This is a genomic window from Sporosarcina sp. Y1009 (genome assembly GCF_057669865.1).
Genome location: NZ_JBYHFO010000005.1, coordinates 36136 through 62267, shown reverse-complemented (window position 1 = coordinate 62267; position 26132 = coordinate 36136). Strand labels below are relative to the sequence as shown.

Sequence of the window (26132 nt, the reverse complement as noted above, 5' to 3'; positions counted from 1 at the left end):
ATATCTGGGAATAAGAAAAAATAAAGTGCTAAAACCTTTTACGGTTTAGCACTCTATTAGTATGTCGTTATCGATTAAGCAAACTCTTCAACTAGTTCACGCATTGTTCCGTTCTTTGCCAAATTCGTATGCCATGAAAATGCTTTTTCCAAGACATGCGGTGTTTGTCCGCCTCTTTCAAGGGCTTCGTTATAATACTCACGTAATTGATCCTTGTACATTGGATGTGCACAGTTTTCAATGATCAACCCTACACGTTCTCTTGGCGCGAGTCCTCGAAGATCTGCATAACCCTGTTCCGTTACAATTATATCAACATCATGTTCTGTATGGTCGACGTGAGATACAAAAGGTACGATACTTGAAATGTCGCCGCCTTTTGCAACTGATTTGGTTACAAAGATTGCAAGACGTGCATTTCGTGCAAAATCGCCAGAACCGCCAATCCCGTTCATCATCTTCGCACCAGAAACATGCGTAGAGTTAACATTTCCGTAAATATCTAACTCAAGTGCCGTATTAATGGAGATTAATCCGAGACGACGAATGATTTCTGGATGGTTTGAAATCTCTTGTGGTCGCATGATTAGCTTGTCACGGTATTTGTCAAAGTTACCAAATACTTGCTCCATTTTCTCTTCAGATAATGTAATCGAAGCACAGGACGCGAAACGCACTTTACCCGCATCTATCAAATCAAAAACCGCATCCTGAAGCACTTCTGAATACACTTCTAACTCCTCAAATTCAGAGTTAATCATACCGTGCAACACCGCGTTTGCAACTGATCCAATTCCTGATTGCAACGGCGCTAATTTATTTGTTAATCTACCTGCTTGTACTTCCGCACGTAAAAACGTCAATAAATGTTCTGCCATAATTTCTGTTTCTTCATCCGGTGCCACAATCGTTGACGGTGAGTCCAATTGATTGGTGAAAACGATTCCTTTTACCTTTTCCACATCAATTGGAATACCGATTGTGCCGATACGGTCATCCGCATTTGTTAATTGAATTGGCTGGCGCTCGCCTTGTTTGCCTGGATCATACAAATCGTGTAATCCCTCAAGTTCAGTCGGCTGTGCCATATTGATTTCAATAATAATCGACTTTGCATGTTCTGCGAATGTCAATGAGTTCCCCACGGACGTTGTCGGTATTATCATTCCGTCTTCCGTTATTGAAATCGCTTCCAATATAGCGAAATCAATTGGTTCGATGACTTCCGCACGAATAAGTTCCGCGGTCTGTGATAAATGATGATCAACAAATAAAAGTTCTCCATCGTTAATTTTCTTTCTCATGGTTGGCTCGGCTTGAAATGGCAGTCGTTTATTTATAATGCCAGCCTCTGCAAATAATCGATCGATATCCGACCCCAATGACGCTCCAGTAAATATATTTACTTTAAACTTTTCATGCTCTGCACGTTTTACTAAAGCCAATGGAACCGCTTTCGCGTCACCCGCACGAGTAAATCCACTTAATCCCAACGTCATACCGTCTTTAATCCACGATGCCGCCTCTTCCGGTGTCACAACTGAATCTTGCAATTGAAGATGTTTAATACGATCTATTTGTTTTCCCATTGGTTTATTCCCCTTTTCATAACTTTTAGTTAATTCTACAGGATTATAACAGTCAATAGGAAATATGCGTTTTGAATAAAGAAAAACTGGCTGGAGCACTTAAAATCATGTCTGAAACCGTATTTAAAAACCTAGTAATTTTCGGAAATAACTAGAATATGATTGACTAACCGGTATTTTCGTCTCGTCATCCATCGCCAACACAAATGTCGAGTGCGTATCCGGGAAGATTTCTTTGATGTGATGGACGTTCACAATGAAGGATCTATGGCATCGAACAAAGGAATCCCTTGGTAATATGTATTCAAACTCTTGTAGCGTATTTTTATGCGTGCCCAAAAAACCATCTGCCGCGACAATTGTCTTCCGATCTTTCACTTCAACGTACTTCACGTCTTTAAATGAAACAGGAATCCAGCCATCCGGTGTTTTGACAGTCACAACAGACTTACCATCCGTATAAGCAGGGTATATTGCCATAACGCAGCCTTCCAGTACACCGTCATTATGAACAGGAACCGCCATGCCGTGATAAGGCACGCCAAAAACGTCTCGGTTAATAAACTCCGAAACTTTTTGATTTTCGGCAAGGGCTTTATAAGCAATGGTCCCTTCCTTTACTGGATCCCCTGCATTAATTTTTAAGTCAATCCGTTTACTTGGACGATAATAGATATATTCTTTCGTATCTGATATAGCGATTGATATTTCATTGGAAAATAATTCGCCCATCACTTCTAAAAGTAAATCGATTGTAAAACTTTTCATTGAATGACTCCTTCAAATAAATTCGTAGTAACACTTATTATACTACAATTGAGATATTCATAATTAAAAAGGAGCTATCCAATACTTTTCTAGTCCCATTAAGTTCCGTTCCGAGCGGACGCTTTCCACTCTGATTAATGATAAAAACAGGAAATTACTTGTTTTATTACCACAGAGCACCGGACTGTGGATTTTGCTTGCACTCATGCTCTGTTTGCTTGCACTTGGTAGTGTTTTGCTTGCACTTGCACTATGTTTGCTTGCACAGTTAGGTAGTTTGCTTGCAAGTCGTGACCTTTGACTCATTGGAAGCACTCTTTAAAAACCTTCATTCGCAACGAAATTAAAAGCAGAGAGCAATTTCCACATTCCACTCTACTTTTACGTTTGCTAGTATCATATCCACCTATTCAAACCAAACCATTATCCCTTTCCCTAAACTTTCATTTCTCAACAACAAGCCATAATTTTCAACACTGTCGGGAACGCTAAACTCCAACACGGCACGCATTTTCCCATCTCGATAGCCATTTAACCAACGTTCCTCTTCCGAAGCCTCTGTTTCAAGCACTTCCACTTCGACTGGGCGATAGCTATCCTCTCCAACAACAAGCGAAAAATTTTGCTTTGGCCGCATTACATATGACCCCGAATCTAGTATTTCAAAAGAAAATTCGATGGCAATATTCTTCTCCCCAGCTTCTGCAGGCGGTAAACTACTCTCTATTTCTTTTGCCTCGTAGGATAAAGCTAGCCTTCCCTGACTGGTTTCATTTTCCGTGAATTCCAATTCATATTCTCCTGGGGTTTCGAAAATATCATTTGTTTCCGCACCATCAGTGTCCTGGTCCGGTTTATTGACATCTGTCTTTTCCTCAACACCGCCTTCTGTTGGACGAAAGACTTGCTCTGCTTCAACCCCTGTATGAGCCCGTTCAATGTTTGGGGCAACCTTTACCATCGTAACTAGAAAAGTGCCCACCAATAACACGGATGTTGAAATCAGAACCCATTTTAAACGTCTTTCCACAGCTTTTCGATTCGAAATATTTCCGCCCATCCCTTGACTTGGATTGATTCGAACGGCTCTTTCCGCAGGGAAGATTGTGCCGATTAACCCAATGACTACTGGGATCAATCCTGTCGCTAAGATAAATCCAATTTCATCTTTCGGGAAAGTACCATATAACCCCCACATCATCAGAAATGCAATTGTTAGACCTATCACCGCGGCAAACAAACCACTAAAGATTCCTTCTGCTAAAATCAACCGACGAATGCTCCATCTTTTCCATCCGATTGCTTGTAGTAAAGAAATTTCTTCTCTTCGCTCAGAAACATTTTGCCACATAATTTCCGCTGTAGTTAAAACAGCGATTATTAAGGACACGATGATGGCAACATAATGTGTAGGTCCAATCTCCAATGCCACATACTCCCCCAATAACGAGGCGTACATGATTCCTTTTAACCTGAATGTAATGTAGAGAAACACAGCCAATAAAGCGGTAGGTAGTGCAATCGAAATAACCGATAGAAAACTCCTTTTCCACTTTCCGATAAAATGGTTAAAAGCCATACGATTAATGCCTTTAGCCTGGAACATCCGCTTACTTTTGCCCGATATTTCTCCTGTACGCATTGCCTCATATGGAGAAATATTCCGTGTTAACATCATCGGAATAATCGCTCCTAGCACGTAAACGATAAGTCCAAATAAACCGGTCCATAAGAAACGATTAAAGGATATCGTTGCTTCACCCGATACAAAAACAAAACCGAGCATCATCCAGGAAATTAACGCGACGAATAGACCAATTATGCTAGATTCCAAGAACAATAGACGACTTAATTGACTCGGTCGCCAGCCAATAGAAAGTAATACAGCAAATTCTTTTCTTCTAGCTAGCAAATTAACGATCCCGGAAGCCCACACATAGACGATTGCAACTGCAATCACGCTCGCAACGATGCCTGAAAAGCCAACTTTTGTTTCCCTGAAAATCGAAATAGAGGACCCAATATTCACCCACGGTTGTTGTAACCAACCAATATCGCTTTTATCATCTAAGCCAGGGATATAGGTTAACGCTAGCTGCGGGGACGAGCCTAGCGTGATATCTGTAATGAGACCTGTTTTACTTTCGATTTCCCTCGCGACTTGTTCCAATAGAGCCTGACTTTCGTCGCCTATATCTACGATTCCGGATACTTTAATCCGGATTGCTGAAATGGGCTTATCACCTAACACCTTTTCTGCTGCTTCTATTGTCGTTAACATTCCGGGCGGGTCGGTTAAAAAGCTATAACGGTCACCAATTGGTTTTAACATTTTAGGCGGATTCACTGGATTACCTTCTGAATCCATGACAAACTCGGCAGTGGCGGGGCGATAGGTTTCCATTGGCAATTCACTTGCTGGATCCTTTGATATTGCGAGATTACCAGAATCATAAAAGCCTATCCAATTTGGTTTAACTTGCGGTAAGTCCAAGTATTCTTCTGCCATTAACTTAGGTTCTCGAAAAGACTGCTTATTTTGATACACGCCTACGATATCTTCACCATTCTGGAAAGGAATCACTTGGTAAGAATATGGCCACCTATCTGCATAGGGACTTGAGATTTCACGATACTCCAATGGACTTGGCTTAAACACAATGCCTGTAATGTCTTCACCGTATGTTTTCGATTCGTTCTCTTCAACTACTTCACCTGTTTTCCAATCAACGCCTGTCATCCTGCTGACAAATGTTTCAAAGGCTTCTTCTCCTGTAAAAGAGAATGTATCAGTTACCTCTCCTTCAAGCGTATCTAGATAACTTACGCCACCGCCTTCCTTAACGCCCTCCATTATTTCATTGGCATTGTCTTCGTTAATCGAAATATTAAGGCGTTCAAAGGTAATATCTACTTGCTTTTGGGTAAATGCTTTTTGATTTACAATGATCGGAAATTCATGGTATTTATTTGATTCATTGAAATAATAGGTATCGGTATCCTCAAAATACCGACTTGTTCCCAAATCAATGATTGCTTGATCTAGTCCAACTAATTTCGCTTCTTGTTCAGGATCGATTCCAGCCAAAAGGGTTTCTCCAGTAACCATCAAATCCGTATGCGGAGCACCAACTCCGTATTCAGGTCCTTTATTTGAAATGTCCCAAACATTAATTGGAAAGTAGGAATTATTGGATTCTATTTCCTCGCCTATCCCATTATTTACGGTTGTCGTCGTTGTCCTTCTATAAATGCCATCCTCAGGTAACTCAACTGTATTAAAATTCACATTATAGATTGCGTAACCAATCATCGCGATGGGTGCAGCAACCTCAACACCCGGTATATCCTTTATCAATTCATATTGTTCAACACTAATCCCTCCACTTAAGCCGCTTAAGTAGTTGGGTTCCAACAATTTTTTCTCCTCCGTAACACTTCGGGTTCCTTCTGGACGAACGACGATGTCATAAGAAGCAGACCATCGTTTCTGTAATGTATCGACAATTGTCCCTTTATTTGTTTCTGATAATCCAATTAAGTATGTTAATCCAGCGCTAACAATGAAGGCCCCAACAATTAATAAAATAAAACGCTCTTTCCGTCTCCACCAATTCTGCCAAATAAAGCGAATCACGGGGCTACACCCACTTTATCCGAAATTACAACACCATCTTTCATCGAAATAATGCGTTTTGCGTTGGATGCAAGCGCTGGATCATGGGTCACAAATAAGACGCCGCATCCTTCTTGTTCATTTAGTTCTTTTAACAAGTCATAAATTCGTTCTCCTGTTTCTGTATCTAGGTTACCTGTAGGTTCATCCGCTAGTAACCAGCTTGGTTTGTGTATGATGGCACGCGCAATGGCAACGCGCTGTTGCTGACCGCCTGATAATTGGGAAGGAAGTGAATTCAATTTATCCTGAAGTCCGACTTGTTCTAGGACTTCATTTGCTCGTTTCAATTTATCGTATGGGACTTTTCTAGAAAACAACGGGGTCAGAACATTTTCTAATGCAGTTAATGTGGGAAGGAGATGGAATTGTTGAAAGATGAAGCCTATTTCTTCGAAGCGAAAGTCGGCGATTTGGTTTTTTCTCTTGGTTAAGATTTCTTCGCCATCATAAAAAATACCACCCTCCGTTGGCTTATCTAAGGTGCCTATCAAACTTAGCAATGTGGATTTACCAGAACCCGACGGCCCAATGATCGCTGTGAATTCTCCTTTTTCAAATGTCAGATTTGCATCTTTAAGCGCAATCGTTTTTGTACCATCACCCTCAAATGACTTTTCAACATGTCGACAGATGATTTTTTCTATCAAATTTCTCCCCTTCTTCCCTATACTTTTAAGCTAATTTTACATGCAATTTCACTAGACATCAATGAATAATTAGAATTTTCCTTGTATTTATAGTTTTTTGTTCTACTCATAATATCATTAGCAGAAAAAAACGGGGCTGTCCAATAAGTACGGAAAAATAAAATGGTTAAGAAATCATACCATTTCTTAACCATTTTTCACTACTATTTATTTGACATGAAATTTCTAGAAAATCGCCAGAAAAGGCGACACTCCCGCAGGAAAGGGAGCCGTTCTGGCGATTTTCGGTCTTTTGGGACAGCCCGGTCATATATTTAGATTATTAAGTTGAAAATAGCTTTCGAATCATGTACTACGCAGTGTATCAGGTTCAGGTACAAAACGAAGAACGATAATCCCGATTATGAATAAAACAACAAGACTGAACACGCCGTATGCTGAGTTCCCCGTCATTTGTGAGGTTACCCCAACTAGTAAAGGACCCATAACGGAGGCAAACTTGCCGAAAATATTATAGAATCCGAAGAACTCATTCGCTTTTTCTTTCGGAACTAGTTTAGCGAAATACGAACGACTGAGTGCCTGAATCCCACCTTGTGAAGTTGCAACCAGCATCGCTAAAATCCAAAAGTCCGTCTCTGTTTTCATGAAAAACGCATAAATACAAACAATGATATAAACGAAAATCCCGACGTATAACATCTTTTTCCCCGTAAACTTTTGCGATAAACGACCGTAAATAATCGCAAACGGTGCAGCGACTAATTGCGTCACAAACAAAATGATGAGCAATGTCGTCGCACTAATGCCCAAGTCGGTCCCGTAAGCTGTGGACATCGAAATAATCGTTCCAACCCCGTCAATATAAAAGAAATAAGCAATTAAAAATAAAAACACGTGACGGTATTTTCGAATGTCTTTAAACGTACGCCCTAGCCTTACAAAACTTCCTTTAATAATATTCACGTTTGGATCACGCGGAATTGAATGAATCTGTACGACATTTTTAAGCATCGGCACCGTGAACACAATCCACCAAATTGCGGTGATGATAAATGCGAACTTCATCGCCAATCCTGTAGCAATCGGTATGACGCCATTTTCAGCCAATAGGATTAACGCAATACTAATAATGAATGGGATTGTACTCCCGATATATCCAAGACCAAAGCCACGTGCTGATACTTCGTCCATCCGCTTCTCCGGTGTCACGTCCACTAGAAATGCATCGTAAAATATATTTGCCCCGTGAAAACCGACTGCAGTGATCGCATAAAAAACTAATAATAGCGTGCCATTTCCTTCAGGAACGAAAGCTAGTGACGCCGTCGATAAAGAACCGAGTGCAAAAAAGGCAAAGAAAAACTTCTTTTTCAATCCTTGATAATCCGCGAGCGCACCTAAAATAGGTCCAATCATCGCGATAATGAACGTTGCAAAAGCGACCGCATAGCCTAAATAGGCAGTTGAATCTGAGTTGGCAATACCGGCATTCGACGCAACTGATTTATAAAATAACGGAAATACCGCAGTCGTGATAATGATAGAATACGCTGAATTCCCCCAGTCGTACATCATCCAACCGCTCTCTGTCTTATTAAACTTTTTCACTTCTATTCCCCCCTCCTACACTTCTATTATCTAGTGTACAACAATCGAGGTGAGAATATATATAGTATTCTAAACTTTACAAGACTCTTACATTATCAGAATCTGTTCAATCACTTTTCCGTCCGTCTTTCCCAAATCTAGACCGAGGAGACGCGCAAAAGTCGGTCCTTCATCAATCAATCTCATTGCAGGAATTTCAACATTCGGCTGTATGCCTTTTCCAGTCGCAATGAAAATCGTTTCATAGTTGTCCTTTGTCGGCGAATACCCATGCGAGGCAAACGTATACTTTCCGCTAGCCACATCCTCCTCGGTAATTACATCGATGTAGTCACCTTCAAGATGCTCAGTAAAATAAAAACCGCGACGCGCTTCAATCATAAAAGCCGCATGCTCATCCGCTCCGCGACGCTTTGCTTCTTCACCATCGATAACAAATTCAACACCATTATCTTCATTCATCACCAAAGAATGCAATAGCGCACGCACCCGCTCTTTCGTTCCCGTATCCTCTTCATCTTTCAAATAAACATAAGCCGAACCATCATTGCTCTTACAATATGCCTTCCAGTTCTTCACTTTCCCACGTTTCGTCACTTCAATCAAACCGCTTTCTTTGAATAAAACATTCAATTTCACGACTTTGGAATGATCCAACGAACTATGATCACCTAACGCCACAATCGTTGATTTTTCATACAGTCCACTATCCTTCAAAGCTGTTAATATCTTACCAAGTCGCTCATCATGACGACGAATAGCGGCATCTGCTTCATCAGATGCAAATCCATAACGATGGCGCTGTGAGTCCAAATCCACTAAATGAATGAGCATGAGATTCGGTTTCTTTGTTTTAATCGTATGAACTGCCGAGGCTGTCACGAAATCATCAAGTTCAGGTTGCTGAAGTCCGTTACGAAGATGGCCAAATTGTTTATTCATATCAAATTGATATCTTTTGCTGCCATTCCATAGAGAAGTTAAAATTTGATGATGCCAAGGCCGATTCGCAAAGATCTCCGGCATATGATAATCGATATTTGCCTTCGCGGTGACCGGCCACAATAATGCCGCAGTCGACATGTCAGCCTTTTTCGCTTCATCATATACTGTCGTTCCTTGAATATGACTCCGCTGCCAATACCAATCCGGCGATTCTTTTCCTGGTTGTAACAAAGTATTTGTCGGAACCCCGTGTTGATTGGGATAATTTCCTGTCACGATACTTGCATGACACGGATACGTAACCGATGGATAAATGGTTTCGACATGTTCACAAACCGAAGCATGCTTCAGAAGCTCTGTGAAGTTTGGTAACTCTTTCAACTTTTGAATGTCCTGGGCGGCTAAACAATCAAAAGAAATCACAAGTAAATGATCAGTTAGTCGTTGCAAACAAACTCACACCCGTCCCTATATAGTCTTCTTATTCTATCAGACAAAAAACTGGTCACCAAAGGAGGACGCCTCCTTGATGACCAGTTTTCCCTATTCTTTCATCGGTAAATCGAATTGCACCACTTTTTCTTTAAATAAATTCTTCGAGTTTTCATCCACTAAGGGCCCGACTTCGAATTTCAACTCTTTCAAAAGATTGAATTCGTCTTCTCTAAATAGGTATACAGATAATACTTCATGCGTTTCGCTAGGTTTAATTTCTCCACTTACATTTGGTTCAAGCATCCCGTTTGAAAGCATCGATCCACGGTTTTGATCTAAATGTAGTCTGGTCTTAATCGAGTACTTAGAAATAAGCTCATCACTTCCGTTATCCACTTTATATTTAATCGTTAACGCAACAAGTGGCCCGTCTCCGAAATTACTAAAGCGGTCTGCATGTCCTGCTGTCGGTGTAATATTCGCATATTGTACACCTTCTAATGTAATTGTGACATCATCAATCATTTGCTCTTCGTTAATATCTTCGTCAGAAAAGAATAATTCTTTGTCTGCGACACTGTCTGTTACCATTTTATCAGCATATAATTTAGCTGTAGATTCAGCCTTTTTAGCGCCTTCTTCCGTAAATGGTAGGAAGAATACAGCTTCTTCACCGAATGGTTTACTGGTATCGTCTTCTAGATAGGGTGTAGAAATTGTCAATCTCGGTGATTCTAATTTTTCAAATTGCGCTTTCGTAATCATATGTGCAGCCATTCCCGTAAAGGAGCCTTTTGTATAATTACTAACTGTGTCATGCGAATCATCATTCATCCATTCGTCACGAGCCACAAAATGGCTTCTACCAGGCAGATGTTCCGTTGCATCATCCGAATACAAGAATACACCGCCATTGAACGTTATTTCTTCATCACTTTGGTTATCGAGTGTCCATTTATACGTCAAAACATAACCTTCATCTTCATCATTAAAACTAACTTTCGAAGACTCGTTCATATCCGTTACCTGCACAACTTGATATTCGTCAATTGTAATGCTGACATCGTCGCTATAAGCATGCATTAAACCGGGATCTTGGTTTGTTGTAATAATCTCAACATCTCCACCAGTTTCTTCCGCAAGGTGGGTATTTAACATTTCACCCTCTTCACTTGCAGTGGCTTCTTCAGTCTCAACTTCTTCCACTTCTTCTTCAACTTCATCATCTTCTACTGCTGGTTCAGTTTCTTCGATGTCAGCCGGCTTTTCTTCTTCTGCTTCCACAGCATCTTCTTTATTCGTGTCGCTACATGCCCCTACGAGTAATACTAATGAGAGTAGGCTAACCATTAACCACTTCTTTTTTATCACAGACAATTTCTCCCCTTTTTAGGTTCTTAATAAATACACTATCACGCTTCAATACCCAAAACTGTATATTTTAACCATTCAGAACTTAAAACCTATGTACGAAAACGGAAATTGGATAATAATACCTAACTGGTTTTATTCCGAATGCAAAAAGACGAAAGAATTGGTTGTTCTTTCGTCTTTAAGTTTAAATTTAATTAAATAAACATACCTGCAATTGCTGCGCTTAATAAAGAAGCCAACATTCCCCCAGCAACTGCCCGAACGCCTAATCTTGCGATATCCGGACGTCGAGTCGGTGCCATTGATCCTAGTCCGCCTATAAGAATTGCCAATGAACTTAAATTCGCAAATCCACATAACGCAAAGCTGACGATAATTACGGTTTTAGGCAGTAACTCAGGAATCTGAGGCGCAAAAGAAGCGTACGCAACAAATTCATTTAACACGAGCTTTTGACCAATGAAACTTCCCGCAGTAACCGCTTCAGACCACGGAACGCCAATTGCAAAAGCAAGCGGGGAAAACACGATGCCTAATATCCCTTCGAGCGTGATAGACCCATATCCAAACCAACCGCCAATGCCGCCTAACATCCCGTTAATCATAGCGATTAACGCAATAAACGCCAACAACATCGCACCGACATTTAGCGCAAGTTTTAATCCATCACTTGCCCCGCGTGCCGCCGCATCAATCACGTTTACGGATTCTATATCCTTTTCCATTTTAAACTCCGTAACCGCCGATTGTTCTTGTTCCGGTATCATTATTTTTGCCATGACTAACCCCGCAGGTGCAGCCATGAAACTTGCAGCAAGTAGATATTCAATTGGTACACCTAACAAGACGTAACCCGCTAGAACAGAACCTGCAATAGAGGCTAGTCCTCCCGTCATAACAGCAAAAAGTTCCGATTTAGTCATGGTCGCTAAAAATGGTCGAACGACAAGAGGCGCTTCTGTTTGTCCAACGAAAATATTCGCTGCTGCAGATACTGATTCCGCCCGGCTCGTTCCAAGTAATTTAGACAATCCGCCACCGATTAAACGAATAACCAATTGCATAATGCCTAGGTAGTATAAAACAGAAATTAAAGCCGAAAAGAAAATGATAATCGTCAATACTTGGAAAGCGAAGACAAACCCAAAGTTTTCTGCATCGGCAATTGGCCCAAAGAGGAATTCAACCCCTTTACCCGCATAGTCAATCACATTTTGAACCTTGTCTGAAAACCATTTCAAAGCCTTTCTTCCTGCACTCCACTCCAACACAATAAACGCAAACGACACTTGAATCGCTAAACCGACTAGAATCGTTCTATAATTTATAGACCTTTTCGCATTCGACATGAGAAATGCAATTCCGAGCACAACGACTATGCCAAAAAGTCCCCATAGTAAATTCACTTATTCCACCTCTAAAATTCATTATTCCTACATGAAAAATCATTGCGAAAACGCGTGCAATTGCATTATTAGCAAGCTTTTTCAATAGGTGACTTCGGAATTTTAACAGACTAACTTGTAAAAGTAAATGAAAAAGAAAAAGCTTATCCTACTTAGTAGAATGAGCCTTTTCCTTTTTTTAATACTATCTATTATATTATTGGAACTTATCCTCGCGTCGTTTCAACCCGCTCACTTCATCATCGGTTAAATACCGCCAATGACCCAGCGCTAGCTGTCCCAGTGAGAGGTTTTTAATGCGCACGCGTTGAAGTTTTGTCACTGTGAATTGATAGCGCCTGCACATTCTTCTAATTTGACGGTTTAAGCCTTGCGATAAGGTAATTTTAAAGCGGAAGTCATCTAGTTGAATGACCGTACATTTTTTAGTCGTAATAATTTCTTTTTTTCTAGGATTATAAATGTCTACACCGCTAGCCAAGCTGATTAAAAATGCATCGGTTATTTCTTTGTCAACCGTGACGATATAATCTTTTTCTTCATTGTATTCTTCTCGTAGGAGGTCGTTTACAATACTTCCATCGTCGGTTAAAAGGATTAGTCCCTCGGATTGTTTATCAAGTCGACCCACCGGAAAAATTCGTTCAGGGAAATTCAGGAAGTCAATTATATTTCCGTCTATTTCACTGGCGGTTGTGCAAGTTATACCAGGTGGCTTATTGAGCATGATGTAAATATCGTTATCTTTAGCTTCTAGTAAACGACCTTCAACTTCCACTCTGTCGCCTTCATTGAGCATACATCTACGCTCAATTACAACACCGTTAACAGTTACTTTCAGCTCTCTAATCAACACATCCGCGCGTCGTCTCGAACAATAACCCGTTGAAGCAATAAATTGATTTACCCTCATCGTTTTTCCTCCATCAATTACGAAAAAAAAGACCTACCTTTTAGGCAAGTCTAGTTCCTGATACAATATGCGGTATTCTCCGTCTTCCGCGACTTCTGCATGAAACAAAGCTTTAAGTGCAAAACTTTTTTCCAAATCCATTTCTTTCATGATTTGGTTTAAGCGGACTTGCAATTCTTCGTTTTCTTTAACGAGTTGCTTCATTTGTGATTTATAATATTTCATAGGTAATTTTAAACTCCTTTCTGAAATCGAATCTATCTTATGAGTATACCATTATTTCTGCGGACTTCATTCATCTAAGTATCGCCTTGCACCTGCATATTCAGAAGACCAATGTTTGGATTCAAATACATCAATGATTTCTACAGTGCTTGCCGGGTTAGGTGCATGAATCATTTTTCCGTCCCCGATATACATGCCGACATGGTGAACAGATCCTTTTCCGCCTTCATAAGCAAAAAACAACAGATCACCTTTTTGCAAATCGTCCTTGTTCACGGCTGTCCCGTGTGTCGCTTGTACGGATGAATCTCGTGGTATTGTGATCCCATTTGCTTGATAAATTGTATACGTAAAGCCGGAGCAGTCAAATCCAAATCCTGAAGTGCCTGCCCATAGATAGGGTAAGGCCAAAAACTGTTCGCCTGATTGAACTAATGTTTCCCCGGATGGCTTCGGAATATCCTGTTCAGTTTCAAAAACACCGATTTCTTCAGATGAAATCCACTTATCTCCATCTGTTGGTGTTGCAATCAGTGTAGCACCTTCTTTTTGAGACTGTACAGGGAGTCTCGTATTATAGCTAACTTCCATGAATTTCACCTGTAATTGTTCATCATCATAGAGCCAACTCGTTGGTTTCAACATGACTGCGAAAGCATTTTTTTCCGTCGCCTCAGAAAATTCACGGTTCTTGATTAGTTGTATTTTGGGAAGCCAACCCACGTAACCGAGATCACTTTTCGGGGTTGGTTGGCCGTGAACAGCTACTTTCGTCCAATCACCAAGCTCTTCTAAAATAGTGACGGATTGACCGAAAAGTCCTTGCGTTTCTAATTTTCCCACAAGCCATTTTCGTTGTTCGAGCGACATGCTTGTGCTCCATTTCCATAAGTCTACTGGATTCTGGGTAGACGGATTATCCATTGAACGCTTATTCCCTGGCGCTGACCAGAGCGTCGCAACTGCTACGTTTATATAAGCTAAATCGGATTCCTGCGCCTGCTTGTCCAACTCTTCTAAGGCTTTCTTCTCAGCGGCTTTTCTATGAACTTCATCAGCCTTTTCCTTTGCTTCAGCCACTTCCTTCTCGATCGCTATATTGATTTCTTTATCTAGTAAGTCTTTATTAGCTTCATTATGTTGGTTGTCGGAAACAATACTATCCGTTTCATGAATTTCTGACTCATTCACAAAGAGCATAATAGAAGCAACCAGTAGTAAGGCTAAATAGGTAGTGTATATTTTCAAAAAACTTTTTCTTTTTGAGGGTTTACCGTGGAATTTCATAAAGGTTTTGGGCATAATTAAACACAATACCAAGTAAATTGCACTTACTAAAAATAGCCCAATAGAAAACAGCGTAATCGATGCCATATGAACACCCTCCCGAATAGTACAACCTAATTTTAGAATAGCATGAATTCATGCGAATGAACCATCTCAGTAAAAATAAATTTCACAGTTTTCTACTTTCGATAATTTCGACAAACCTGGTTGCTGCTCGCGTCAGTGGAACACTCTTTAACGAACATGCGCCTATGCTCCTTTTGGGAATGGATTCGACCAGTTCGACTTCGTTCAGTAAGCCTGTAAATAAGTATTCCTGAGAAAACTCTTTCGTCACACATGCAATTCCCAAGTTTATTTTTGCAAATTCTAATAATAAATCATGTGAGCCTAGTTCAAATTCCGGCGCTATTCGTATACCTTTTGAAAGGATAAAGTCCTCAACATATTTACGAGAATTTGATTTTTTTTCGAGGAAAATTAAGGGCAATTTCACTAATTGCTCGAGACTAATCGCGCTCGATAAGATACTTTTATATTTCTCTCCACAAACAAAAATATCTTGAACCTCTGTAAATGGTCGAAGTTCTAACGTTGGATCATCTAGTGGAAAGTTACAAATGACAATATCCACTTCTCCCGCTTTCAGGATTGAAATCAGTTCTAATGTTGTACCGTTTTCAATCTTATATTTAATGTTTGGATAACGATTATGAAAAACTTCTAAATAAGGCAGTAAATAATACCTGGAAATTGTATCGCCTACACCAATTCTTAATTCACCAGCTGTTAAGTTTTTGAATTCCAAAATTTTCTCTTCACCAACATGTAGCAGGTTAATTGCCGAATTGGCGTATTCAAAAAGCAGTTGCCCTTCGTGAGTGAGCGTCACTCCTTTAGGCGTGCGATTAAACAGACGAACATCTAACTCTCTTTCCAACTGCATAATCGCCTGACTGACTGCAGGTTGCGTCATGTACATATCTTTTGCGGCTTCAGAAAAACTATTACTTTTTCCAACCTGACAAAAGACTTTATATAAATCTAATTTGCTAACCATATAAGCACCCCTTATACCTATCATTCGTTATATTAATTTTACTTATACCATTAACCTAGTGTATATTACAAGTAGATACTTATCATAACTGACAGTGACGTTCATGTTAGTAAGGAGCGATTTGTGTGGAAAGAGTAGTTGGAACAGTTGCAAGAGGGCTCCGTTGCCCGATTATTAACGAAGGCGATAACATTGAAGAAATCGTAGTAGACAGCGTATTAAAAGCTGCTGAAATTGAAAAACTAACCATTAATGATAAAGACATTGTGTCCATAACAGAATCGATTGTTGCGCGTGCCCAAGGGAACTATGCGACGATTGATCATATTGCAAAAGATGTACAAGCTAAATTCGAAGACGATACGATTGGTGTTGTTTTCCCTATTTTAAGCCGTAACCGTTTTGGTAACTGCTTACGTGGGATTGCTAAAGGTGCGAAAAAGATGGTGTTAATGCTTAGCTATCCTTCAGATGAAGTAGGAAACCACTTGGTGGACCTCGACCTACTGGATGAGAAAGGTATTAATCCTTGGACAGATGTGCTGACAGAAGAAGAGTTCCGTCAGCATTTCGGATCCTCTAAACATGCTTTTACAGGCATTGACTATATCGAGTACTATAAATCATTAGCTGCTGAATTTGGAACAGAATGTGAAATCATATTCTCCAATAAGCCAGAAACCATTTTATCCTATACGAAAAATGTGCTTGCTTGTGATATCCATTCTAGAATTCGTACAAAGAAAATCTTGAAAGCCAATGGCGCTGAAAAGGTGTACAGCTTGGATAACCTGTTAAATGAATCAATCGATGGCAGCGGTTATAACAAAGAGTTTGGTCTTTTAGGTTCAAACACCTCGACAGATGACGGCATGAAATTATTCCCACGTGATTGCCAGCCTGTCGTCGATAATATTCAACAAATGCTAAAAGACAAAACAGGTAAAACAATTGAAGTAATGGTTTATGGAGACGGTGCGTTTAAAGACCCTATCGGCAAGATTTGGGAACTAGCAGATCCAGTCGTATCACCTGCCTACACAGCAGGACTTGACGGGACGCCAAACGAAGTAAAACTCAAATACCTTGCAGATAATAATTTCGCTGACTTAAGAGGCGACGAACTTAAACAAGCGATCTCAGAGTTCATCGATACCAAAAATGACGACCTTCAAGATTCAAAGGAATCTTTAGGAACAACACCACGAAAACTAACGGATCTGATCGGTTCATTAGCTGACTTAACTTCAGGTAGCGGAGACAAAGGCACGCCGATTGTCTTCATACAAGGTTATTTCGACAACTTCACAAAATAATACATTAAAACACCACCAACATGGGAATTGTTGGTGGTGTTTTTTTATGATGCTATTTAAATAAGCAGTCCTTCCAGCCCGTGAGTAATTATGAAACTTACTACTTTTTTTTCGCATCCTTTATTATTGAAATTTCTTGCTTACTAATTTTATTTAATTCTACTCCCTTTATTATATTTACATATTCCTCTTTATTATTTTCCTTATAAATATGATTAGGTGACACAATTGTATATTGAGTAACATCCTCGGGGTTTTGATTTAAAAATAATAAATAGCTTCCTGTCTCAAGTTCCTCAGAGTTTCCATCCAATAAATCATATTGATAGTTTTCTTGTTTAAATGAAATAGCTTGGGTAATCGTTAACTCATCTCCAATATTAATCGCATCACCTAAATTATTATTTAATACCTCTGTAACGATTACTTTATATAAATGTTCTTTAACCACTTTATCTGTAAGTTGCCTTTCAAATTCTATAAAGTCTTTAGAAATTTGACCTTTTATTACAACGTCAGAAAAGCTAGTCATATCATCAAAATCTTCGAATATTACTGCAGAAGCTATACTTTTCGATTGATTTACGGGATTGTTATCATTAAATTTATATAAAGTAAAACCGCTGATTGCTATCACAGCAAGAAAAGTAACAATTACTATTTTTTTCATCACATTAACCACCCTTCATCTATTAATATATGCCCTTTAGGTTAGTAATAATTTACAAATTACCTTTAGCGTTATTGTAAACGAGAACATTAAATATATATATCTTTTTTGATTAAAGTGATGACTTCCTATCAGACTTACACAAATTAATATATTCGAAAACACCACCATAATTGAAATTGTTGGTGGTGTTTTTTATGAAATTAAGTACAGAATATTTTCGTAACTTATACTTGAGATGAAAGTCTAATGGCTAGGAGGTGTTTAGATGAAAGCTTTAAAAAACATGGGTTTTATTTCAGTATTCGCTTTGATATTATCCTCTTGTAGTAACCTCACTTCTCTAGGTTGCCCAGATGCAATAATTGAATGGGCGGATGTGCTGATGATTGATGATATACACTATCATCATGATTTCCCAGAACCAACGAATGAAAATCTTCCAATAACGATTGAAAAAGGGAATGAAATTGGGAAAGTGACGTATAAGATGGCTGACAGTGCATGTAGCAACCATAAGATGCGAAATGGGGATGCGGCATTTTTAAATGCAGGGACGCCCATTTATAAAATTAAGGGATATCCAACTTCTTTGATCGTTTCCGCAAATGATATTGTCTTTGTGGTGAATACAAATGACAAGGCAAAAACTGCAGGAGAACTTTACCCAATGGATAATTTGGTGAAAAACATTTATATTGAAAGCACCGAAGATGGAAGTAGAATCCATACTTTCGCCCAGTCATCCAACGATAAGTTCTTAGCTGAATTTCAAGAATTAAAATTAGAAGATGGAATGTCTTTGGATAGTGAAGGTAAGTTCGAAGGTACTCGTTTATTTTTGGGAATCGAACTTAATAATGGCGTTTCATTTAGACAGGTTTATTGGGTGGATTCTAATACATTCATGAATGGAGCCATTGGAAACGAAGAAATAAAAGAAGTTATTAACGCTGAACTAGCAAATATGAAAAATTAAATAGAATTACAATGGATGAAAAAAAGCCTACTACTCCATTCAGGATAAGTAATTGGCGTTTTTATTTGTCTCACATTTTATTAAGAATGGTTCATTGCATGTAAATATAAATCCAGTGAAGACTCCACTTCTATGGCTACCGGCTTGATAAAATCATCATAGTTTTCAGTCGTATGTGCTTTCTCCAATGCATTATAATACGCTAAACGATTTTCGACCTTAATAATCAAGGGCGGATAACCCGCTTTCATGAGCTCTAGATTTAGGAGCAAACGCGAAGTTTTTCCATTCCCCTCGATAAATGGGTGAATACCTACAAAGATGGCATGTAACATCGCACCTCGAACAACAACATGGAGATCTTGCGCTTCACCGTTATACCAATTCAACAGCGACTCCATTTGTTCTTGAACTTTAAAATGTGCTGGTGGCGTATGTTGTGCGCCTGAGATGTACACTTGTTGATTCCGATAAACGCCTGCATAATCGTCTTCAATTCCCTTTAAGACAAGGCGATGAAGATTTTTAATTTGCCACTCTGATAAAGGTTCTTTATTTTGAACAATGTCCTCAACATATGAAATCGCATCGCGGTGATTTATTACCTCTAAATGTTCACGCATCGTCTTGCCGCCGACCGTAATGCCTTCTAGCACTACTTTCGATTCAATAATCGTTAAGGTATTTCCCTCAATTGCGTTTGAATTATATATCCACTCAAGAAACAACTTTTCATGAAGACTTTTCTCCGTATAGTTAGGTAAGGGGCGCTTACTGTCCAACAAACTCTTCTTTTGATCAATTTGTTCCAACATACAGACACCCCCCATTCTGTCATATCTATCGCCGGTCTTCACGCCAAAATATAGACTTATATTTTACTAGTATGTCTTTTTATCATCTATTTTATAACTTCTATAAAATGTTTTAAAATCCGAGCTGTTAACCCCCAGATTGTGTACTGCTCATAGTCATAGAACCATTCTTCAATTGAATGTGTTCTCCATTGATACTCAGCACCATTCGCAATCTTTTCGAAGGGAAAGTCAGTTGAAGGTGCAGGTTCAACAGATACCGAGTGCATATACGGCTTATAATTCAATAGCCATTCGACCGGCACTGTAAATACCTCTTCAACCTCATCTGTGTTATAAGAATGAATGATTTGATCATAATCTATGACAGCGACAAATGGATAGACAACAAATGTAGGTGAGGCTATATATGGGCTTAATGCTCGTATATATGAAACCGTCTTTGGGTCGATCCCCAACTCTTCATGTGTTTCCCGTAAAGCCGCCGCTAATGGGGTTGGATCCGCAGCATCAATCCGACCACCTGGAAAACTTATATCGCCAGGTTGCCTTCTCATTGTGAATGAACGCACTTCGAAAAGAATATGCCATTCCTCGTTTACTTGAACTAATGGTATTAATACAGCTGAACGAAAAGCAGTGTCCTCCCCTATAAATAGGGACTGGTTATTGTTTAGCTGGTTTTTCAGTTTATCTAAGAACACGGAATTCTCCTCATTTCAATGATTATATTAGTATTATCGTATCACTAATAGGTTTATGATTGAAGAAGAATAGGATAAGATTGCAGTTAAAAAGAGTTATTCTCGGTAACTCATCGCCAATCCCTTCAAGAAGTTTCTAGCATACCGGTCGCCGCATTCCTTATAGTTTCGGTGTCCTTCTTTTCTTAGCACTGCACTTAATTCACTTTTTGATAAATTTGTGCCTGTATCACTTAAGATATCTAACATGTCTTCACTAGTAAGCGTAAGTGCGATTTTCACTTTCTTTAACAAGATATTATTCACATTTCGATCATTCATTGTCAGCTGGACTGGTCGATCAGAATCAGATGCACCTCTTTTAAATGTGATTAAACCGTTTAAAAAGGACTCCAGCATCTTGTTGTCGAGTTTTTTCTTATAGTCATTTTCCTGAAACTCTTCTTCATCCGCTTCATGACTTTTCACTTTGGATAAAATAGCTTGAATATCTTCTTTCGTGATTTCAACGCCGCCCAATCCAAAAACTTCAACCATTTCAGCATCCTTTAAATCTAGCGCATAACGCAATCTCGTTAAAATATCATTATTATTCATTTTTATCTCCAAAACCTTTCTGGTTTGTCTCTATTATTGATAACCGATTACACTATATTATCTCCATACTTCTAAGATAAAGTCCAATAATGTAAATATTTTAACATGATAGCCTGCATATAGTAAACCTGCCGACACATCAATTTCTGGCCTCTAAAAATAACGCTAATCCTAAATGGGTAAAATTTCATTCTTATTGTTACAACTACTTCAAAAGTTCCTCTGATAGTAGTGTAAATCCTTCAATCATCGTGTCTTCTTCTACCTCGATCAATATACAACGCTTGCCGTCAACATTGACCTGTCTGACATATCTCAAGTCTTGCGGGCTAATAGAAATATTCGCAACTTTTGTTTGGATTTTAATTGATTTCGAATTATAATTTGGAACGACATGGCTTGCTTTCAGTTCGTAGGTTTCATCTTCGATCACTCTTTGGAAAGCTCTTTCCACTTTTCCCGTATCCACATCTTTAACACCGCTTGCCTTCAGCACGCGGGTCACTTCTTTCGTATCCAAGGTTGGAATCGTTTCCCCTACCTCTTCATCGTCTTCCACTTCCAACATGCGTTGGATTTCGTCATACACGCTCGCAATCGTCCTAGTATTCATCTCATCGCCAACAACCGATTTCACTATCTCTTCAAATACGGCTTTATCATCTTCAGCTGTCATGATTTCTTCGCCATTTAGTACATTTTCAATAAAGTCGTAATCCGGATTATTCGCTTTACCAGCAGCATAAAGGATGTGATTCACATCTGCTGCGTTGTCTGTAAAGCAGGGGAATAAAAACCCACCAATTGGAGTCGTTAGGTTGACAACCGGATCGAGCATTGTAGGTGACTTATATTCCTTCTCGATAAAGTCAAATACAAGTGACCGTTTAGGTAGTACGGTCTGATTCATACTACAGAGAATAAAAGGGGTAGTGTACACTTCATCCCGGTCAGCTATTTCCGATTCATCACCACGAGTTTTCGTCGGTTTAAAATAGTGTCCGCGGATGAAAGTGATCACCAAATCCTTCTCATATTGAACATCTTTAAACATCTTTTCAGTGATGCGTTTCATTGCCTCTTTCCATTGTTCTATATCCTTCGAGCCAAGGCTTTCATATAAAAGCTGCTGTGTATGGTCCGTTTGCTCCTCCTCTGGACGCTGAAACTTCACTTCAAACAGCTTCACACCCAGTTTTCCGCCTAAAACCTTTTTAAAGTTTGTAAGAAACAACTCCTGTTGCTCCAAATCCAACAGAGAAAATGACTGACTTTCCTCATGATAGATTTCACTGCTTTCCTGCCTGATATACACTTTATAAATGTCACTGATTTTCAGTAAATCTGTTTCCACCTTAAACTGCTTACGAATCGCCGCAATATCCTTCTTGTTCATTTATAATTCCAACTCCCTAACTAGAATGATTAGTCATCGAATCTACTATTCACGTTATATACATAAAAAAGAGCATCAAAAGCTATTGTTTAGCTTTTAGCTCCCATAATTATAGCAATGTTTTTAATGATGACAGGAACACAGTCAATTTCAAAAAATACGTAGCCTCTTCTTATCCAGGGTTCATGTCTGCATTTTCTTTCCTTTTCTTCTCATTCACCGTAATAAATAGCATTCCTGGAACCAACACAATAGCAACAACCACTAATACAATCGCCATTGCACTCATATTTCCTTTGTTCATTCCTGTAGCAAACGCTACAAATAAATACTCGATGCAAGGATATTCCCGATAAACCTCGATGTCATGAGCAATCCAGATGCAATCCCACTTTTCGAAACACTACATGGCTATACAACAAATTTTGCAGTCCCACTGCAAGTATGATATATTCCTCTTTTTTCTACGGTCAATCTGATGTCTCCTCTAGAAGATACTATTCCTTAATTTTAGCACAACTAAATTCCAATCAGTTCAAAACTAAGACGCAAGTACAAATATACCTGCGTCCACTAAATACCGTATCTATTTATGATACGGTTCATTTTTCATAATCTTAAAAGCCCGATAGACTTGCTCCATCAATATAAGTTTCATCAGCTGATGCGGGAAAGTCATTTTGGAAAACGATAAAAGCTCATCCGCTCTTTTGTATATCGATTCATGGAGTCCAAGTGATCCTCCGATGACAAATGAAACTTTACTGCGACCGTATGTCATTAGTGAATCCAATCCAGCTGCTAACTCTTCGGAAGTTTTCATCTTTCCTTCAATCGCAAGCACGATGACATAATCATTTTCCCCAATTTTTGCGAGAAGGCGTTCTGCTTCTTTTTTCTTCACAATTTCCATATCCGCTTCGCTTAATGTTTCTGGTGCTTTTTCATCTGCCACTTCAACAATATTCACTTTGGCATATGGTTTCAGTCTTTTACTAAATTCTTCAATGCCCATTTTCATGTATTTATCTTTTACTTTCCCCACTGTCGCAATTGTAATATTCACAAGTTATCCACCTTTATTTTATCGTTACGAACACATCTTATACACATATCCACAAAAGTTATCTACATCTTGTGTCCGACTACTTGTTCGCCACAACATACAATGCAGGTGTGTCACAATAACTGCACTTCGTGGATAACTTTTCTGATTCCGCTACTTTTTCCATTATTGGATACACTTCTTCTTTTTCGATTAATTCGTCAAGTGCTTGATCTATATGCGTTTGACAACTATATATTTTCAAAAAAACACCCACTTTCTCACAGAATTATACAAATTTACTTATGCACATTTTCGTTTAATTATCCACAACACACAGAAAATTTGCAAATAAAGAAGCGGATCAGCTCTTAGATTTGCTACTCCGCCTTCTTGTGGATAACTTATTCAAAAGATCTTGAATCTATAAGATATACCCTTCAACGATTTACTGATTTACTGATTTATTGATCAATATTAAAAAGTAGTCCCATTTTCAAGCGTCATTTCAATATCAATTAATTGACCATCACGATAAACTTTAATCATCATCTTATCGCCAACTTCTTTTTCATTATACAGGTGTTTTCGTAAGCTCACCATGTCATCAATTTTTTCGCCATCCATATCAACAATCACATCATATCGCTGAACATCGGCTTTTGATGCCGGGGAATTTAGAACAACCTCATTTACGACTACGCCTTCTGTTACATCATTCGGTAATCTTAAAACAATTTGTTGCTGGGCAGGAATACTAGCTAGATCAATTAATGTAATACCCATTGTCGGGCGAATGACTTCCCCGTGTGCTTCGAGTTTCTCAATGATTGGAATCGCTAAATTAATCGGGATGGCAAGTCCAATACCTTCCACTGTTTCCTGTGATATTTTCATCGAATTAATGCCGATTAGCTGTCCCGCTAAATTTATAAGCGCTCCACCTGAGTTACCCGGATTTATCGCAGCATCTGTTTGAAGGACATCGGAATACCAGTCAACGCTGCCATCCTGATTGAAATCGATGGGAATAGATCTGTCTTTACCAGATACGACACCAAGTGTCACAGAGCCTGAAAATCCTAAACCTAATGGATTTCCAATTGCAATAACCGTTTCCCCACGTTTTAACGCATCTGAATCGCCGAACCCTGCAACCGTTGTTACATCCGTTGCGTCGATTTCAATAACCGCTAAATCAGTCCACATGTCATCGCCAATGAGTCGTCCTTCTGCTTTTGTTCCATCATCAAATGTCACATCAATTTCTTGTGCACCTTCTACAACGTGATGATTTGTGACAATATACGCTTTCCCATTTTGTTTTTTATAAATAACACCAGATCCGGTACCACTTTCTCTCGTCGTTTCAGAAGATGACCAGAAATCACGCACGGATTGTAAATTGGTGACACCCACGACTGCATCTTTTACTGTGCCAACGATATCCGTAACATCTGTATTAATATCGACGGATAGTCGCTCCTGTTGCACGATGTCAGTATCTCCATTTGCTTGATTGGTTCTCTCATTTTCTGCGGGGCTTGGCAGTATGAGCCAAACAAGAAGTGCACCAACAATTACACCTAGAAGACCATAAAGAAAACTACCGCCTCTTTTTGGTGGTCTCTTATCACTTCTTACTAGGTTATCTTGTGTAGTGGGCATGATTTTTTGTGTAGTAGATTCGGTACTTTGAGTTAGATTATTGTGTTCATCCGGGGTGGATTCGGATGGCTTGTTAAATTCGTCCATAGACCTCATCCTTTCTATGTATTCTTTCTATAATATACCCTTATTCCCTTAATATTAACGAAAAAACCCTGCCAAGAGAGTGATTACTCTTTCAGCAAGGTTTTCTCCTCATACTGTAATTAGCTCAGTAGGCTCATCAGCATCTGTATCAAATAGATGTACATATTCACCCGCAATTATGCCGCATGTTTCCAACGTCTGCGTCACGCTCATCCTTGCCAAGTCTTTCATATTATTATCTTTACTTAAATGAGATAGATAGATTTTTGTTTCTTTCTCAAAAACCACTTCACTCATTGCAACTGCAGCATCTTCATTTGACACATGGCCAACATCACTTAAGATTCGTCGTTTGACGGACCACGGATAGCGGCCCATTTGTAGCATACTTACATCGTGATTACTTTCAAATACATATGAATCAGCGCCACTTATTATCCCTTTCATACGGTCACTGACATAGCCTGTATCTGTAATAATTGCGAGCTTACGCCCATTTTGATGAAATGTATAAAACATAGGATCTGCTGCATCATGTGAAACAGCAAATGATTCAATATCTAAACTACCAAATGATTTAACAGTTTCCATGTCAAATTGAAAGCGTTGATCGAGCGGAATTTTTCCAACTAGACCATCCATCGCTTTCCATGTCTTCTCGTTTGCATAAATAGGAATACCGTACTTTCTTGCCACAACGCCAAGCCCTTTAATATGATCGCCATGTTCATGCGTAACAAATATACCGTCCAATTCATTCATTGAACGATTAATGCCTGCAAAAAGGCTTTCTAGTTTTTTACCGCTAAACCCTGCATCTACAAGAAATCGATGTTCATCATTTTCTATATATATTGCATTCCCGCTACTTCCACTTGCGAGTACACTAAAACGCATTATAAAAACTCCTTATTCA

At 39.1% G+C, this 26132-nt stretch carries 24 protein-coding genes; 2 read left to right on the top strand and 22 right to left on the bottom strand.

The features are described 5' to 3' along the window. Positions 1–74 precede the first annotated feature (74 nt). The 12 genes from scpC to AC25Y1_RS07765 all read right to left on the bottom strand — a co-directional run bounded on the left by scpC (position 75) and on the right by AC25Y1_RS07765 (position 15939). Positions 75–1589 carry a succinyl-CoA:acetate CoA-transferase ScpC gene (gene scpC, locus AC25Y1_RS07820; RefSeq protein ID WP_488147410.1) on the bottom strand — a complete coding sequence of 505 codons (1515 nt, stop codon included), beginning with the start codon at positions 1587–1589 and terminating at the stop codon, positions 75–77. Between the two features lie 123 nt (positions 1590–1712). After that, on the bottom strand, positions 1713–2357 hold the full coding sequence (locus AC25Y1_RS07815) for a LytTR family DNA-binding domain-containing protein (RefSeq protein ID WP_488147409.1): 645 nt from the start codon (positions 2355–2357) through the stop codon (positions 1713–1715). A 406-nt stretch (positions 2358–2763) separates the two neighbouring features. Beyond that, positions 2764–5994 carry an ABC transporter permease gene (locus AC25Y1_RS07810; protein WP_488147408.1) on the bottom strand — a complete coding sequence of 1077 codons (3231 nt, stop codon included), beginning with the start codon at positions 5992–5994 and terminating at the stop codon, positions 2764–2766. Continuing rightward, entirely contained in the window at positions 5991–6683 is a 693-nt protein-coding gene (locus tag AC25Y1_RS07805; protein WP_488147407.1) for an ABC transporter ATP-binding protein, read from the bottom strand. Before AC25Y1_RS07805 ends, AC25Y1_RS07810 begins: the two co-directional genes overlap by 4 nt. 345 nt (positions 6684–7028) lie before the next feature. Further along, on the bottom strand, positions 7029–8261 hold the full coding sequence (locus tag AC25Y1_RS07800) for an MFS transporter (protein WP_488147639.1): 1233 nt from the start codon (positions 8259–8261) through the stop codon (positions 7029–7031). Between the two features lie 120 nt (positions 8262–8381). After that, positions 8382–9689: an alkaline phosphatase family protein gene (locus AC25Y1_RS07795; protein WP_488147406.1), complete on the bottom strand. Its 1308-nt coding sequence runs from the start codon at positions 9687–9689 to the stop codon at positions 8382–8384. 93 nt (positions 9690–9782) lie between these two features. Then, positions 9783–11045, bottom strand: coding sequence for a DUF5068 domain-containing protein (locus AC25Y1_RS07790; RefSeq protein ID WP_488147405.1), 1263 nt, complete (start codon positions 11043–11045; stop codon positions 9783–9785). Positions 11046–11242: 197 nt separating this feature from the next. After that, complete coding sequence (locus AC25Y1_RS07785; protein WP_488147404.1) at positions 11243–12454, bottom strand: NupC/NupG family nucleoside CNT transporter; 1212 nt, start codon at positions 12452–12454, stop codon at positions 11243–11245. 196 nt (positions 12455–12650) lie between these two features. After that, a complete protein-coding gene (locus AC25Y1_RS07780) occupies positions 12651–13367 on the bottom strand; it encodes a pseudouridine synthase (RefSeq protein ID WP_488147403.1) in 717 nt (238 codons plus the stop codon). A 33-nt stretch (positions 13368–13400) separates the two neighbouring features. Further along, on the bottom strand, positions 13401–13592 hold the full coding sequence (locus AC25Y1_RS07775) for a hypothetical protein (protein ID WP_488147402.1): 192 nt from the start codon (positions 13590–13592) through the stop codon (positions 13401–13403). 66 nt (positions 13593–13658) lie between these two features. After that, complete coding sequence (locus AC25Y1_RS07770; protein WP_488147401.1) at positions 13659–14966, bottom strand: C40 family peptidase; 1308 nt, start codon at positions 14964–14966, stop codon at positions 13659–13661. 82 nt (positions 14967–15048) lie between these two features. Next, a complete protein-coding gene (locus tag AC25Y1_RS07765; RefSeq protein ID WP_488147400.1) occupies positions 15049–15939 on the bottom strand; it encodes a LysR family transcriptional regulator in 891 nt (296 codons plus the stop codon). A 125-nt stretch (positions 15940–16064) separates the two neighbouring features. Here AC25Y1_RS07765 and AC25Y1_RS07760 point away from each other — a divergent pair, with 125 nt between their 5' ends. After that, entirely contained in the window at positions 16065–17255 is a 1191-nt protein-coding gene (locus AC25Y1_RS07760) for a coenzyme F420-0:L-glutamate ligase (RefSeq protein ID WP_488147399.1), read from the top strand. Between the two features lie 100 nt (positions 17256–17355). Here the strand turns inward: AC25Y1_RS07760 and AC25Y1_RS07755 are convergent, their stop codons facing one another. Further along, positions 17356–17925 (bottom strand): hypothetical protein, encoded by a 570-nt coding sequence (locus AC25Y1_RS07755; RefSeq protein ID WP_488147398.1) that lies wholly within the window; start codon positions 17923–17925, stop codon positions 17356–17358. A gap of 268 nt (positions 17926–18193) precedes the next feature. Between AC25Y1_RS07755 and AC25Y1_RS07750 the strand changes: the two genes are divergently transcribed. Then, on the top strand, positions 18194–18904 hold the full coding sequence (locus AC25Y1_RS07750; protein WP_488147397.1) for a hypothetical protein: 711 nt from the start codon (positions 18194–18196) through the stop codon (positions 18902–18904). 80 nt (positions 18905–18984) lie between these two features. Here AC25Y1_RS07750 and AC25Y1_RS07745 read toward each other — a convergent pair whose 3' ends face one another. The 9 genes from AC25Y1_RS07745 to AC25Y1_RS07705 form a co-directional block, all read right to left on the bottom strand. Next, positions 18985–19719: a Fic family protein gene (locus tag AC25Y1_RS07745; protein WP_488147396.1), complete on the bottom strand. Its 735-nt coding sequence runs from the start codon at positions 19717–19719 to the stop codon at positions 18985–18987. 86 nt (positions 19720–19805) lie between these two features. Beyond that, a complete protein-coding gene (locus AC25Y1_RS07740; RefSeq protein ID WP_488147395.1) occupies positions 19806–20423 on the bottom strand; it encodes an NUDIX hydrolase in 618 nt (205 codons plus the stop codon). 96 nt (positions 20424–20519) lie between these two features. After that, positions 20520–21026: a YehS family protein gene (locus AC25Y1_RS07735; protein WP_488147638.1), complete on the bottom strand. Its 507-nt coding sequence runs from the start codon at positions 21024–21026 to the stop codon at positions 20520–20522. Between the two features lie 199 nt (positions 21027–21225). Beyond that, complete coding sequence (locus AC25Y1_RS07730) at positions 21226–22416, bottom strand: DUF4317 domain-containing protein (RefSeq protein ID WP_488147394.1); 1191 nt, start codon at positions 22414–22416, stop codon at positions 21226–21228. 172 nt (positions 22417–22588) lie between these two features. Next, complete coding sequence (locus tag AC25Y1_RS07725) at positions 22589–22720, bottom strand: hypothetical protein (RefSeq protein WP_488147393.1); 132 nt, start codon at positions 22718–22720, stop codon at positions 22589–22591. 282 nt (positions 22721–23002) lie between these two features. Next, positions 23003–23482: a 23S rRNA (pseudouridine(1915)-N(3))-methyltransferase RlmH gene (rlmH, locus tag AC25Y1_RS07720; protein ID WP_488147392.1), complete on the bottom strand. Its 480-nt coding sequence runs from the start codon at positions 23480–23482 to the stop codon at positions 23003–23005. Positions 23483–23561: 79 nt separating this feature from the next. Next, positions 23562–23726 carry a CxxH/CxxC protein gene (locus tag AC25Y1_RS07715; protein ID WP_488147391.1) on the bottom strand — a complete coding sequence of 55 codons (165 nt, stop codon included), beginning with the start codon at positions 23724–23726 and terminating at the stop codon, positions 23562–23564. A gap of 212 nt (positions 23727–23938) precedes the next feature. Then, complete coding sequence (locus AC25Y1_RS07710; RefSeq protein WP_488147390.1) at positions 23939–25216, bottom strand: S1C family serine protease; 1278 nt, start codon at positions 25214–25216, stop codon at positions 23939–23941. A gap of 108 nt (positions 25217–25324) precedes the next feature. Continuing rightward, on the bottom strand, positions 25325–26113 hold the full coding sequence (locus tag AC25Y1_RS07705; protein WP_488147389.1) for an MBL fold metallo-hydrolase: 789 nt from the start codon (positions 26111–26113) through the stop codon (positions 25325–25327). Between the last annotated feature and the right edge of the window lie 19 nt (positions 26114–26132).

Excerpts from the sequence above, each read along its gene's own strand:
- scpC (WP_488147410.1), bottom strand. The coding sequence starts at position 1,589 with ATGGGAAAACAAATAGATCGTATTAAACATCTTCAATTGCAAGATTCA.
- AC25Y1_RS07815 (WP_488147409.1), bottom strand. The coding sequence starts at position 2,357 with ATGAAAAGTTTTACAATCGATTTACTTTTAGAAGTGATGGGCGAATTA.
- AC25Y1_RS07800 (WP_488147639.1), bottom strand. The coding sequence starts at position 8,261 with ATGATGTACGACTGGGGGAATTCAGCGTATTCTATCATTATCACGACT.
- AC25Y1_RS07780 (WP_488147403.1), bottom strand. The coding sequence starts at position 13,367 with ATGAGGGTAAATCAATTTATTGCTTCAACGGGTTATTGTTCGAGACGA.
- AC25Y1_RS07775 (WP_488147402.1), bottom strand. The coding sequence starts at position 13,592 with ATGAAATATTATAAATCACAAATGAAGCAACTCGTTAAAGAAAACGAA.
- AC25Y1_RS07770 (WP_488147401.1), bottom strand. The coding sequence starts at position 14,966 with ATGGCATCGATTACGCTGTTTTCTATTGGGCTATTTTTAGTAAGTGCA.
- AC25Y1_RS07765 (WP_488147400.1), bottom strand. The coding sequence starts at position 15,939 with ATGGTTAGCAAATTAGATTTATATAAAGTCTTTTGTCAGGTTGGAAAA.
- AC25Y1_RS07755 (WP_488147398.1), bottom strand. The coding sequence starts at position 17,925 with ATGAAAAAAATAGTAATTGTTACTTTTCTTGCTGTGATAGCAATCAGC.
- AC25Y1_RS07750 (WP_488147397.1), top strand. The coding sequence starts at position 18,194 with ATGAAAGCTTTAAAAAACATGGGTTTTATTTCAGTATTCGCTTTGATA.
- AC25Y1_RS07745 (WP_488147396.1), bottom strand. The coding sequence starts at position 19,719 with ATGTTGGAACAAATTGATCAAAAGAAGAGTTTGTTGGACAGTAAGCGC.
- AC25Y1_RS07730 (WP_488147394.1), bottom strand. The coding sequence starts at position 22,416 with ATGAACAAGAAGGATATTGCGGCGATTCGTAAGCAGTTTAAGGTGGAA.
- AC25Y1_RS07725 (WP_488147393.1), bottom strand. The coding sequence starts at position 22,720 with ATGAACAAAGGAAATATGAGTGCAATGGCGATTGTATTAGTGGTTGTT.
- AC25Y1_RS07710 (WP_488147390.1), bottom strand. The coding sequence starts at position 25,216 with ATGGACGAATTTAACAAGCCATCCGAATCCACCCCGGATGAACACAAT.
- AC25Y1_RS07705 (WP_488147389.1), bottom strand. The coding sequence starts at position 26,113 with ATGCGTTTTAGTGTACTCGCAAGTGGAAGTAGCGGGAATGCAATATAT.